The following is a 12,598-nucleotide window of genomic DNA, read 5'->3' as shown; positions in this document are numbered from 1 at the left end:
GCTTGCGTCCATCGCCGGTCTCCTTCCCGGCCAACAGAATCCCGCTTGGTTACCAGAGCGTTAACGATTCATGATTCCGCCCTGGCGTCTCCGCTGAAGGATTGCCATTCCTGTTTTCGATGCGGTAGCGTCGCTTCGTGGTGTGCTGTGTCGCACATTTGGGAACGCTGAATAGAAATCGAAGATCTGAAGACGTTCGTGGACGTTGCCGATGCCGGCGGGGCGCGCGTTAGATCTCCAACGCACGGAGCAAGCCTTCCAGATTTCGCTCGCCATCCCTGGTCTGTGCTCCAGCCTTGAGCCCGCCTCGGATCAGCTTTTCGGCCGCGGGACGCTGAAAGAGGCTCGCCCACGCGTCGTGCTCGCGACGATACCCGTCTCGAAGGTCTACGAGGGGCACGGCCTTCTTGGCCGCTGCAATGACGCCGGTGGGCAAGGCGGCGACGTTGCGCGCCAGCCGATCAACAAAGCCGTCAAGCTCCGTCGCCGGCAGTGCGCGATTGATCCAGCCGTAGCGTTCTGCCGTCGTAGCGTCGATCAACTCGCCGCCGAGGATCACTTCAAGTGCACGACCGCGCGTCATCCGACTGGACAGATATTGGGTAGCGCCTCCTCCGGGCGTGATGCCCATCAACGCCTCGCACTGAGCAAGCCCGGCATGTCCTTCAGCGGCAAACGCCATGTCGGCCGCCGCGACGAACTCCGCGCCACCGCCGCGGGCGAGGCCCGCGAGCTTGACGATCGTCACCTGCGGCTGCTGGCGCAGAAGCTCCCCGAACGCTTGGAACGGATTGAGGTCGCCGGGCGCGTCGCGCGCGAGGTCGTCGAAGGCGTGCGGCTCATCGATCAATGTCATGTCGACATGGGCGATGAAGAACTCCGGATCTGCGCTCTGGAACACGATGACGCGGGTGTTCGGGTCGTCGCGCAGGGACAGGAGAATGCCGCGGATCTCGCTCATCAACGGAACGTCGAGGACATTGACCGGCGGATTGTCGATCGTGATCGTCGCAACCCCGCCGGCCCGAGAAATACGAAGCGTGCGGAAATCTGTGTCAGTCATGGCGGATCTCGCTATTTCTCAAGGGCTCCAGAGCCTGCGTTTGCACATTCAAGAGCGGCTGTGTTGCTGGAGGCGGTTCAGCCACAAGACTAGAATGGGGCTCAACACGAGCTCAATCGCTATTGCGCCGGCCAACAAGGGGCCAGCGCCCCCCAGCGCACCAAGGCGTAAAGTCGTGCGGGCCCGCCGCCGGAGGAGGCCGATAGCGCGTCATGCCTGAAACGCGTGGACGTCGAGCCTGCGCCGTTGCCTGAAGGACTTACTCCCGGGCCTCCTGCCAGTGGGGATAAGTGACATAGGCGGTGAGCGCGCCTTGCTCGTGCGAGCGGATCGTGACCTTCTGGCCCTTGGGCATATGGACGATCTCGCCCGGCCCCGCAGTGACGCTGCCTGAGTTTCCCGACACCGACAGCCGCCCCTCGATGACGACCATCACATCATCGACGGCCATTGTCTCCTCGAGTGCCTGGTTCGGCCCATAGCGCCCATAGCCGATGGTGATCGGGGAGCCATGGCGCTGGTCGACCAGATTGCCCACAAACACGTCCCCGTCCTGTCCCGGGGAGCGCTCCAGCACTGCGTCGGTGATGGTGAACTTGCGAACCTCCATGGGATCTGCTCCTTCTAGCCGGTGTGGTCGGCGATCGCGTCATCGGCACCGGTCAGCCCGGAAGGGGAATGTGCTCATCCCGGTCATCGACCGGGAGATCGAAGCGGCCTTTGCCCCAGTTCTGCGCCCGCCACTCGGCCTTGGCCTCCTCGATGCGCTCCTGCGAAGACGCGACGAAATTCCACCAGATGTAGCGGGGGCCCGAAAGGGTCGCGCCACCGAGGATCATCAGGCGCGCGCCTCTGCCGCCGGCGGCGACCGTGATCCTGTCGCCGGGGCGAACGACCATCATCCGGCCCGCCTCGTACTCCTGGCCCGCGATCGAAATCGAGCCTTCGACGATGTAGATGCCTCGGTCCTCGTGATCGTGCGGCATCGGTAACCGGCCCCCCGCATCGAGCTTCACGTCGGCGTAGAATGTTTCCGAGTACATTGTCGCGGGGGCCTTCTCGCCATAGGCGTCCCCGAGGATGAGCCGGACAGAGACGCCGCTATCCTCGATCACCGGCAGGGCCTCCCTGCCATGATGCTCGAACATCGGCGCCATATCCTCGTGACGCTCCGGCAGCGCCAGCCAGGTCTGGATTCCGAACAGACCGTTCGGACCGCTTCGGGCCGCCGCGGACGTGCGCTCGGAATGGGTCACGCCGCGCCCGGCGACCATCCAGTTCAGCTCGCCGGGACGGATCGTCTGGTCGGCCCCGGTGCTGTCGCGGTGATGGAAGTCGCCGCGATAGAGATAGGTGACGGTGCCGAGACCGATATGCGGATGCGGCCGAACGTCGACGCCCTGTCCGGTCAGGAACTCGGCCGGCCCGGCCTGATCGAAGAAGATGAAGGGGCCTACCATCTGCCGCTTCGGTGCCGGCAGGGCGCGCCGGACCTCGAAGCCGCCGAGATCGCGAGAGCGGGGAACGATGAGCGTCTCGATCGCGTCGAGGCCGACCTCATCGGTGCAACCGGGATCGATCGCCGGATTCCAACTCATGCGCCTTCTCCACTTCCGGGCTTCCGGCAGGCCTCGCCCTTGCCGATGCAAATGCAAAGCTGGCGCACGGCCGTCTGCCCGGCTAGCCCCGGACTACGTCAAGCTGTGTCGCGGTAAGTGGAACGTGCGGGCCATGGCGTCGAGCTCAGCGGCCCCGCAGTGGAGTGATCGCCGACGCAGCCTGATCAGGCCTCGCTCTGGTCATGTTTTAGGATCGAGGCCCCAGACCTCCGGATTTCGCGCGAAGTACTCGATCAGCATCTCCGTGAGCACCCGCACTTTCCGCGTGGGATGCTGACCCGGAGGGCGGACGACAAATGCGGCCCCCGGAGGCACCGGATAGCGTGTCATGATCGGGACCAGAGCGCCGGAGGCCACATATTCATGTGTGATGCAATCGGGGAGCCAGGCCATGCCGAGACCTGCCGCCGCCGCGGCGGCAAGCGCCGTAGCGCTGTCGGCCTTGAACCTGCCCTGCGGCTGGACCGTGACGATCTTGCTGCCATCCATGAACTGCCAGGCTACCGTTCCCTGCATGAGGGCCTGATGGGTGACGAGTTCGTCCAGGGTCTCTGGTGACCCGTGCGCTTCGATATAGTCCGGGCTGGCGACAAGCTTGCCATGGATCGGCCCAACGCGCTTCGCGATCAGGTTGGAGTCCTGAAGGTAGGCGCCCCGGATCGCGCAATCGAAACCTTCGGCGATCAGATCGACGAAGCGATCGCTGTAGGAGGTATGGATTTGAAGCTTCGGGTGCAGGCGCGCCATTTCCGCGAGGACGGGGGCGAAGTGGGTTGGGCCGAAAGTAAGCGGCATGGCGACCCTCAGGCGGCCGCGCAGTTCGCCGGTGGGGAGGATCGTTTCCCTTGCGGTGTCGATCTCGGCGCTGGCCCGGGCCGCATGGTCCCTGAACGTGATCCCCGCTTCCGTGAGCGCGGCGCCGCGGGTCGTTCGTGCAAGAAGCTGGACGCCAAGTTCCGCTTCAACCCGAAAGAGCCGCCGGCTGACGATTGACTTGGAGACGCCGAGCCGGCGCGCGGCGGCCGATACGCCCCCCGCATCGGCCACTGCGACGAATGTCTGTAGATCCTCGATGTCCAAGTCGGCGTTCCTCGTTTCGCGACACAGCGTGCCTGACTATGACACTACCGCATCCCCGAAAGGAACATCAAATTGCGCTCGGCAGCGTTACCCGCTGGCCCAAGTCTCGAAGCGGCTCAATCTGCCCGCCGTGACAGACCGTTCATGTGCGGCGACGGCGTGAGATACCGCCGCGTCGCCTTTTGATTAACTCGCGGAGACTCCTCAATGCCTCCCAGCTCCGCTCCGCGCGTGCCGCTCAGCCGCCGCGAAGCCCTGATCTCGACCTCGGCCCTTGCCGCAAGCTTCACCTTTTCGCCATGCACTGCGCATGCCGCGAGGCCGATCACCCACGATGTTCACGTAGGAAAACACCCCATGGGCTTTGTCACGACCGACGACGATGTACAGATTTTCTACAAGGATTGGGGTCCCAAGGACGCCCAGCCCATCATTTTTCACCATGGCTGGCCGCTCAGCTCGGACGACTGGGATGCGCAGATGCTGTTCTTCCTGTCAAAGGGCTATCGCGTCGTCGCGCATGACCGGCGCGGCCACGGACGCTCGGAGCAGGTCGCCGACGGTCACGACATCGATCATTACGCGGCCGACGCGTTTGCCGTTGCCAAGGCGCTGGACCTGAAGAACGCAGTTCACATCGGCCATTCCACCGGTGGTGGCGAAGTGGCGCGGTACGTGGCGCGACACGGCGAACCCGCGCGCCGGGTGGCCAAGGCCGTCCTCGTCGCGGCCATCCCGCCGCTGATGCTGAAGACCGACGACAATCCCAAAGGCACGCCGATGGAGGTCTTCGACGGCTTTCGGACGGCGCTGGCCAGCAACCGCGCACAGTTCTTCCGCGACGTCCCGTCGGGCCCGTTCTACGGTTTCAACCGCGCGGGCGTGACGGTGCATGAAGGCGTGATCCAGAACTGGTGGCGCCAGGGCATGATGGGGAGCGCCAAGGCGCATTACGACGGCATCAAGGCCTTCTCGCAAACCGACCAGACCGAAGACCTCAAGGCGATCACCGTGCCGACGCTGGTGCTGCACGGCGAGGACGACCAGGTCGTTCCGATCGCCGCCTCGGCTTTGAAGGCGGCCAAGCTGCTGCCGAACGGCTCGCTGAAGACCTATCCCGGTTTCTCGCACGGGATGCTGACGGTGAATGCCGACGTACTGAACGCCGACCTTCTGAAGTTCGTCACGAACTAAAGTGGCTGCGGGGCGGGGCTCCACGGCAATACCAGGAGCACGATGAGGGACAAAGATGCCGGCCATAAGACCTGTCGCCATCGTTACCGGCGCCCCTTTCCGGGTCGGCGCTGTATTCGCCGGTCGCCTCATCGGCGCGTCTAACCGTCCCCTCAAGCGAGCGATGGCGCAGTGAGAGAACCATGAAAGCAGCCATCTATGATCACCCCGGCCCGCCGGATGTCCTTCGTTATGCGGATGTCCCCGATCCGGTTTGCCCAGGCGATGGCGTGCTGATCCGCGTCGAGGCTGCCGCTATCGAGGGCGGTGACCTGATCAATCGTGCGTCCACGCCTCCACCCCATCCAGCCTTCATCGTCGGCTATGCGGCCGCTGGCGAAGTCATCGCGGTCGGAGAGAACGTGAAGAATCGCCAGGTGGGCCAGAAGGTGACGAGCTTCGATCTCGCCGGGTCGCACGCGGAGTTGCGTGCAGTTTCCGTCAGCCGGACCTGGCCTGTGCCGGGAGGACTCGACATGGCCGCTGCTGCAGCTCTGCCTATCGCATTCGGGACCGCCCATCACTGCCTCTTCGCACGGGGTGGTTTGAAGCGTGGCGAAACTGTCCTCATCCAGGCAGGCGCCGGCGGCGTCGGGCTCGCCGCCATCCAGCTCGCGCATCTGACAGGCGCGACCGTGCTTGCAACGGTCTCCGGGGTCGAGAGGGCGAAACGCCTTGTCGGGCTCGGCCTCGATCATGCGATCGATCATCGCTCGGCCGACGTCGTCGATACGGTCATGCGTCTGACGGAAGGTCGTGGCGCGGATCTCGTCGTGGACCCGGTAGGAACCACCTTGCAAGGTTCCCTGGCGGCGCTCCGCCCCGAGGGGAGGCTGGTCTTCGTCGGCAACGCCGGCGGTTCGCAGCTCGGTATCGATCTGTGGTCAGCGCTACGGGCGAACCAATCGCTTTTCGGCGTCTTCATGGGAACGCAATTGGAAAAGCCGGATGTCCACCTCACCGTCTCCAGCATGCTGGAGCTGGCTGCAACCGGGGACCTCAAGGTGATCGTGGACAGGACGTTTCCCCTTGCGGCCGCCGCCGAGGCCCACGCCTATGCCGAAAGCAATTCCATCCTCGGGCGCGTCGTCATCGTCTCGGCCAGGCAATGAGCATCTAGGTCGGATGATCGCGCGTGCGTATGCCGGGTCGGCCATCGAACCAAGCCAGGAGAGAGAAAATGGATAAGCCCGAATTCATCGTCACGCCGGGCTTTGGCGAACGTTTCCGCACCACGCGCCGGTCTGGACGCAGGTCGGGGTCGAGGCTTTGGGCCTGCCGGCGATGCGCTTCGAGATCGGCGTCACCGCCATCATCGATTGAGCGGCTTCCGCTATGTGGTCTGCTGCCGTTTTCGCGGAAGGGCGCCTTCGCTGGCCTGCTCACGCGCAGAGCCGCGGTCAGTAGAGCCGCACGCACACCGTACTCCCGCTAGGTGGATAGGTTGGCCACCCGGTCAGGCGGCTTTAGGACGCCAGACGAGGACAGCGGCGTGCCTTGTGCGGCTTGCCTCTCAGGGGCGAGCTGCATTCACCTCGTTGTCCGCTCACAGCGTTGATACGCCGCACATTTGCCGAAGTGGTGGCTGCGCCCGTCCGAGCGAGCACATGCCACCAACTTGGCCCTATTGAAGCCAGACCTTAGCGGCTATGCCGGGTCGGCTCTTGCACTCCTCGATCATGCCGTGCGGCGCTTAATTCATCTTGGAGCAGGCGATTGGCCTTCTGGCGAAGATCACGTCGGCTCAGGCGATCGCGCCCCCGTCGGCGGTCAGGATGGCGCCCGTAATCACGCTCGCGGCGGGACTCGCGAGAAAGGCCACAGCGTTCGCGACTTCTCGTGGCTCGGCGTAGCGCCCCAAAGATGTCAGGTTTCGCTGGAAATCGGCAGCCTCCCCATTCGCCGGATTTGCATCCGTATCGGTCGACCCGGGCTGCACGAGGTTCACGGTGATGCCGTTCGGGCCGAGTTCGCGCGAAAGGCCGCGGGTGAAAGAGGTGAGCGCCGCCTTGGACATCGCATAGGCTGTCACGCCCGGAAACGGCACCCGCTCCCCTAGGCCCGAACCGATCGAAATGATGCGTCCTCCTTCGGCGAGATGCGGAATGACTGCCTTTGCAAACAGCACTGGTGCTCGCACATTGACATCCATCAAGGCCTGATATGCGTCCAAGTCGATGTCGGCGATCGTTCCGCTGAGGCCTATAGCTGCGCTGTTGACGAGAATATCCAGCCCGCCGAGCGCTGCGACGGCTTCGCTCACGGAACGCGCGATAGCCTCCGGATCGGCGCTGTCGGCCTGGATGACGACTGCTCGGCGCCCTGCGCTTTCGATGGATTTGGCCACCGCTTCAGCTTTCTCGGCCGAGCGCTGATACGTAAATGCGACGTCGGCACCGTTCTCCGCAAGTGTAAGCGCGATCGCCGCGCCGATGCCACGCGATCCTCCAGTCACCAGTGCACGCTTTCCGTTCAAATCGATCACTCGTTTGTCCTTTTCTACCGCTGTTAGTTCAAGAGCCCGGATGGCCCGCGTGAGACCGCGACAGGCGCCGCCAGGCCGATCCACGTATTTTCTCCTTCATGTCTGCAAGATAGGCCGGCAGGAAAGCAACGACATTCCTGATCATGCCTTAGGCTTGCCTAATCCTACCAAATGGCCATCTATGGGATATGCCTGATCCCGAGAGCACTACCCGCCGCCTGCTGGACGACGTTGCCGCCTACATAGCTCCGCTTCCGGGACCGGTGGGGCGCTCGACACCTGTCCCGCGCCTGACGGTATGGGCCAGCACACGCGCCACGCTACCGACGTCGGCGATATTCGAGCCCATGTTCTACACCGTCGCGCGGGGCACCAAGATCCTGACTATGGGCGCCAACCGCTTCGAGCTACTAGCCGGCGCCTGCGCGGTATCGTCCTTCGGTCTGCCCTATAGTCACCAGTTAGCCGGAGGGACGACCGAACTACCCTATGTTGGGGTAAGCCTTCATCTCGATATCGGCATGCTGACTCGCGTCATGCTCGATATGCCCAAGCGCGATGATCGCTGGACATGCGCAATAGCAGCAGGCGATCTGAACGGTTCGCTGGGCGAGGCGTTCGCTCGTCTCGTCGGACTCCTGAACAGTCCTGACGACATCGGCATGCTTGCGCCGCACTACGAGGCCGAACTTTACTATCGTCTTTTGCAGAGCCCCATGGGCGATACGCTCCGCCAGATCGGCCAACGAAACGCGCGATTTCAACAGCTCAAGGCGGCGGCCGATTGGCTCGCCGCTAACCATAGCAAGCCCGTTATTATCCCCGATCTGGCGGCTTCCGCAGGCATGAGCGTCACCTCATTTCACCGGCACTTCAAGGCGGTTACAGGTTACAGCCCGCTCGCCTTTCAACGTCATATGCGCCTTCTGGAGGCTCGAAAGCTGTTGGCAGCCGGTAGCGCCAGCGTGTCACGCGTGGCGTATGAGGTCGGATACGTTAGTCCCTCGCAGTTTAGCCGAGAGTACAAGAGCATGTTTGGCAGTTCGCCTATTGCTGATCTACAGCGTTGAGATGCGCCGCCAATACTTCGGGTCATAAGCGCCATGAAGGGCAATCGGCGCTGTTTAGCGGGCGGGGGATTCGAGCACAGATGCCGAACGATCGGGTGGCCTTCGGGTACATCATAAAGAATTTCGGTTTTCGAAAGCTAGCCAGCGTGCCTTTGGCCAAGATGGCGCGCTAAGAGACCATAAATGGCAGACTAAGCGCAGTCCGTTAAAGCCAATCTCTGCCTGCCGATTGTCGCTGATTGTCCCTGAAAGGATTTATTTTTGTTTTCAGTACGTTAACGTCGCAGATTGGCGTATTTTTGGCGGCGTTTGGGTAGGTCTGAATCATTCCCACTCGATCGTCCCCGGCGGCTTTGAGGTGACGTCGTAGACGACGCGGTTGATGCCGCGGACTTCGTTGATGATGCGGGTGGCGGCGGCGCCGAGGAAGGCCATGTCGTAGTGGTAGAAATCCGCCGTCATGCCGTCGACGGAGGTGACGGCGCGCAGTGCGCAGACGAATTCGTAGGTGCGGCCGTCGCCCATCACGCCGACGGTCTGCACCGGCAGCAACACGGCGAAGGCCTGCCAGATGGCGTCGTAGAGGCCGGCCTTGCGGATCTCGTCGAGATAGATGGCGTCGGCCTCGCGCAGGATCTCCAGCTTTTCGCGGGTGATGCCGCCCGGGCAGCGGATGGCGAGACCGGGGCCGGGAAAAGGATGGCGGCCAATGAAGCTTTCGGGCAGGCCGAGTTCCTTGCCGAGCGCCCTCACCTCGTCCTTGAACAGTTCGCGCAGGGGCTCGACCAGTTGCATGTTCATGCGCGCCGGCAGGCCGCCGACATTGTGATGCGACTTGATCGTCACCGACGGGCCGCCGGTGAAGGAGACGCTTTCGATGACGTCGGGATAGAGCGTGCCTTGCGCCAGGAAATCGGCGCCACCGAGTTTCTCGGCCTCCTCCTCGAACACCTCGATGAACAGCCGGCCGATGGTCTTGCGCTTTTTCTCGGGATCCGACTCGCCTTCAAGGGCGTCGATGAAACGGTCCGATGCGTTCACCAGAATGAGCGGCAAATTGTAGTGCTCGCGGAACATCGCCACGACGCCGGCGGCCTCGTCCTTGCGCATCAGGCCGTGGTCGACAAGGATGCAGGTCAGCTGGTCGCCGACCGCCTCGTGGATCAACAGCGCCGCGACGGAGGAGTCGACGCCGCCCGACAACGCGCAGATGACCTTGCCCTTGCCGACCTGCTTGCGAATGGCCTCGACGGCGTGCTCGCGGTAAGCGCGCATGGTCCAGTCGCCCTCGATGCCGGCGATGTTGTGGACGAAGTTCCGCAGCAACCTGGCACCGTCCGGCGTGTGCACCACCTCGGGGTGGAACATGATGCCGTACATCTTGCGCTCGACGTTGCCGAAGATGGCGAAGGGCGAGCCTTCCGACCTGCCGAACACTTCGAACCCCTTGGGCAAGGAGATGACACGGTCGCCATGGCTCATCCACACCTGGTGGCGCTGGCCGGGGGCCCAGAGGCCCTCGAACAGCGGGCTGTCCTTTTCGATCTCGACAAAGGCGCGGCCGAACTCGCGATGGTCGGAGCTTTCGGCGACGCCGCCCATCTGCACGCACATGGCCATCTGGCCGTAGCAGATGCCAAGCACCGGCACGCCGGCATCGAAGACGATCTGCGGCGCGCGCGGGCTGCCGATATCGCCGGTAGAAGCCGGGCCGCCGGACAGGATGACAGCTTTCGGATTGATGCGCTTGAATGCCGCTTCGGCCGACTGGAACGGCACGATCTCGGAAAACACGCCGGCCTCGCGGATGCGGCGGGCGATGAGCTGGGTAAACTGGCTGCCGAAATCGACAATCAGGACGGTGTCGGGATGATTGGCTGTTTTCATGGCGAGCGTTTAGAGAAAGAAACGAGTCGGCGCAATGGGTTGAGAGGCCTAGCTGTCACTTCGATTCCACGACTTCACCTTCAGCGCCAGCGTCTTCATCCGTTGCAGCAGCTTCTCCGGCCGCGAGCGCCCGCAGAGCGCCCATCAGCGCCGTGAACCGCTCCTCGCCAATGCGACTGACATAGCGGCGCTCGATCTCCATCTTGATACGATCGCCGTCTCGCAAGGCATCCAGTCCCTTGCGGGTGTGGCGCACCAGCTTGCCGCGGCCATCTTGCGGATCAGGCAGACGCTCGACGATGCCTTCCGCCTCAAGGCCGTCGAGCAGTTGCTGGACCGCCTGCTTGGAGATTGCCGAGCGTTCGATCAATGCCGACTGCCGTATGCCTGCCCTGGCGATGTGTCCAAGCAATCCGGCGCGCGCTTCGGTGAACCAGCCGTGACCGGCGGACCGCATCGCGGCGGCAAATTCGGCCTGCCAGGCACGGCTTGCCTGCCATAGTCGCCAGCCGATGTGATCGGGCAGCGCTTCGGTTTTTTTGTCAAGATGCTTGACCAAATTCAATTCACCCTGTAGATAGTCAAGTAGCTTGACTATACGCTAACCTTACGTGGCGACCATGGCCGAAGCAATCGCCGAATTCACTCAAGGAGAACAATATGACGGCGCTGCAAAAGGAAAGTCTTGCGATCCTCATTCCGGGCATGACCCATGTGCTGGAGCGAAACGGCAAGGAGGCCTACGTCTATTTTGAGAACGAAGGCGCCGCGCACATGCTTCTCGATGATGGCGAGGCGCGCAGCGGGCGCTGGAGGATGCTCGATGACAGCTATGTCACGGACTGGGACACGGGTGTGACAGGGCGCTGGACCCTGCACCATGAACCGGGATCCATCACCTACGTCAACCGCGACAATGCCGTTCGCTTCAGGATGATCGGGGTGCTGTTCGGCAACGCTAAGAACCTGCCGCGTCAGCAGCCCTGAAATCGATTGCGCCCAACTCGATCGCCTGTTCGAGGCGCGTGACGGCGTCTGCCAGCTTCTCGTCGATGACGTGCAGATATTCGGTCCAGTCGCCGACGTGCCTGAGATCAGCCGCGCCGTCGGAAATGCCGCGCAGTCCTATCAGCGGGACATCGAACAACTGGCAGGCGCGCAGGCAAGCGAAGGTTTCCATGTCGACCATGTCGGCGGCGATCGCATCATAGGCCGCGCCGGTGACGATCGCGCCGCCGGTCGACAGCGTCGCTTCCTTGATCCCAGGAATGCGGAACGGCAACGATACGGTCACCGGCAGATCGAGAAACGGCGTCGCCCCTTTCTCGAAACCGAGCGGCGAGGCGTCGATATCGCGATAGCTGACCGAGACCGCCTGGTAGATTTCCGTCTGCTCCAGCGTCCGGCTGCCGGCTGAGCCGAGCGACACGACAAGGTCCGGCAGCGCCTTCCGCGACTTCAGCCAGGAGAGTTCGGCGCCGAGCCTGACGCCGGCCTCGACCGGCCCGACGCCCGTCATCAATGGCGTGAACAGCCGCTTGAGGTGCGGGCCGTATTCGGCCTGCGCCGCCATGACGAAGAGGACGTCCTTGCCGCCTAGTCGCACAACGCTGCCCATCGGATCAGCCTTCTATGCCGTCGCGCCCGACCACCGTCATCATCGTTCCGGTCATCGTGGCGATCAGCTTGGCCTCGCCATCGGCGGCGAAGGCATAGGCTTGGCCGTCGGCGACGATGATGGTGCGGCCGGGTTTGGTCACCGAGCCGCGGAACAGGAAGCGCTCGCCTCGGCCCGGCGCCAGCAGATTGACCTTGAACTCGATCGTCAGCACGCCTGAGTTTTCCGGCATCAGCGAAAACGCCGCATAGCCGCAGGCCGAGTCCAGCGCGATCGAAATGACGCCGGCGTGGAGAAAGCCGTGCTGCTGGGTGAGCGCGGCCGAATAGGGCATCTCGATCTCGATGATGCCGGGCGTCACCAGCGTCAGTTCGGCGCCGATCGTGGCCATCGCTTTCTGACGCGCGAAGGATGTCCTGACGCGGTCGTCATAGTCGGGGGCGGGTACGATCTTTGCTGCCATGGCCGCTGCCTTCCTTTATGCGGATAAGCTTATTGCAGAGGCACCGGCGGCAGGCAAATGCTTTTGCTGCACTGCAACAA

Annotated in this window: 13 protein-coding genes; 4 read left to right on the top strand and 9 right to left on the bottom strand. The window is 63.3% G+C overall.

From position 1 onward, the window contains the following. Nucleotides 1-229: 229 nt before the first annotated feature. The 4 genes from NKI20_RS27700 to NKI20_RS27685 form a co-directional block, all read right to left on the bottom strand. Nucleotides 230-1,063, bottom strand: coding sequence for an enoyl-CoA hydratase/isomerase family protein (locus NKI20_RS27700; protein WP_352836402.1), 834 nt, complete (start codon nt 1,061-1,063; stop codon nt 230-232). 259 nt (nt 1,064-1,322) lie between these two features. Beyond that, nucleotides 1,323-1,673: a EutQ-related cupin domain-containing protein gene (locus NKI20_RS27695; RefSeq protein ID WP_352836399.1), complete on the bottom strand. Its 351-nt coding sequence runs from the start codon at nt 1,671-1,673 to the stop codon at nt 1,323-1,325. Between the two features lie 52 nt (nt 1,674-1,725). Then, complete coding sequence (locus NKI20_RS27690) at nt 1,726-2,661, bottom strand: pirin family protein (RefSeq protein ID WP_352836397.1); 936 nt, start codon at nt 2,659-2,661, stop codon at nt 1,726-1,728. A gap of 201 nt (nt 2,662-2,862) precedes the next feature. After that, nucleotides 2,863-3,762 carry a LysR family transcriptional regulator gene (locus NKI20_RS27685; RefSeq protein WP_352836394.1) on the bottom strand — a complete coding sequence of 300 codons (900 nt, stop codon included), beginning with the start codon at nt 3,760-3,762 and terminating at the stop codon, nt 2,863-2,865. A gap of 357 nt (nt 3,763-4,119) precedes the next feature. On the opposite strand from NKI20_RS27685, the gene NKI20_RS27680 reads away from it, so the two are divergent. Beyond that, complete coding sequence (locus NKI20_RS27680; RefSeq protein ID WP_352836408.1) at nt 4,120-4,956, top strand: alpha/beta fold hydrolase; 837 nt, start codon at nt 4,120-4,122, stop codon at nt 4,954-4,956. Nucleotides 4,957-5,225: 269 nt separating this feature from the next. Beyond that, the gene (locus NKI20_RS27675; RefSeq protein ID WP_352836392.1) at nt 5,226-6,107 is read left to right on the top strand and encodes a quinone oxidoreductase family protein; all 882 of its coding nucleotides are present in this window, start codon (nt 5,226-5,228) and stop codon (nt 6,105-6,107) included. 632 nt (nt 6,108-6,739) lie between these two features. Here NKI20_RS27675 and NKI20_RS27670 read toward each other — a convergent pair. After that, nucleotides 6,740-7,480, bottom strand: coding sequence for an SDR family NAD(P)-dependent oxidoreductase (locus NKI20_RS27670; RefSeq protein ID WP_352836389.1), 741 nt, complete (start codon nt 7,478-7,480; stop codon nt 6,740-6,742). A 188-nt stretch (nt 7,481-7,668) separates the two neighbouring features. On the opposite strand from NKI20_RS27670, the gene NKI20_RS27665 reads away from it, so the two are divergent. Continuing rightward, the gene (locus NKI20_RS27665; protein ID WP_352836386.1) at nt 7,669-8,550 is read left to right on the top strand and encodes an AraC family transcriptional regulator; all 882 of its coding nucleotides are present in this window, start codon (nt 7,669-7,671) and stop codon (nt 8,548-8,550) included. A 324-nt stretch (nt 8,551-8,874) separates the two neighbouring features. Here the strand turns inward: NKI20_RS27665 and guaA are convergent, their stop codons facing one another. Both guaA and NKI20_RS27655 read right to left on the bottom strand, forming a co-directional pair. Beyond that, nucleotides 8,875-10,437, bottom strand: a complete 1,563-nt coding sequence (guaA, locus tag NKI20_RS27660) for a glutamine-hydrolyzing GMP synthase (protein ID WP_352836383.1) — start codon at nt 10,435-10,437, stop codon at nt 8,875-8,877. A gap of 55 nt (nt 10,438-10,492) precedes the next feature. After that, nucleotides 10,493-10,996 (bottom strand): MarR family winged helix-turn-helix transcriptional regulator, encoded by a 504-nt coding sequence (locus NKI20_RS27655; RefSeq protein WP_352836380.1) that lies wholly within the window; start codon nt 10,994-10,996, stop codon nt 10,493-10,495. Nucleotides 10,997-11,097: 101 nt separating this feature from the next. Between NKI20_RS27655 and NKI20_RS27650 the strand changes: the two genes are divergently transcribed. Then, nucleotides 11,098-11,424, top strand: a complete 327-nt coding sequence (locus NKI20_RS27650; protein ID WP_352836378.1) for a hypothetical protein — start codon at nt 11,098-11,100, stop codon at nt 11,422-11,424. Here NKI20_RS27650 and NKI20_RS27645 read toward each other — a convergent pair. Together NKI20_RS27645 and NKI20_RS27640 are read right to left on the bottom strand one after the other, a co-directional pair. Next, a complete protein-coding gene (locus NKI20_RS27645) occupies nt 11,396-12,055 on the bottom strand; it encodes a 5'-methylthioadenosine/S-adenosylhomocysteine nucleosidase (RefSeq protein WP_352836375.1) in 660 nt (219 codons plus the stop codon). The genes NKI20_RS27650 and NKI20_RS27645 overlap by 29 nt on opposite strands. A 4-nt stretch (nt 12,056-12,059) precedes the next feature. Further along, the gene (locus tag NKI20_RS27640) at nt 12,060-12,518 is read right to left on the bottom strand and encodes a PaaI family thioesterase (RefSeq protein ID WP_023756802.1); all 459 of its coding nucleotides are present in this window, start codon (nt 12,516-12,518) and stop codon (nt 12,060-12,062) included. Nucleotides 12,519-12,598: the final 80 nt, after the last annotated feature.

This window comes from Mesorhizobium sp. M0830 (genome assembly GCF_040319965.1).
Taxonomy (GTDB): Bacteria; Pseudomonadota; Alphaproteobacteria; order Rhizobiales; family Rhizobiaceae; genus Mesorhizobium.
This window is presented reverse-complemented; position numbering and strand designations above follow the sequence as displayed.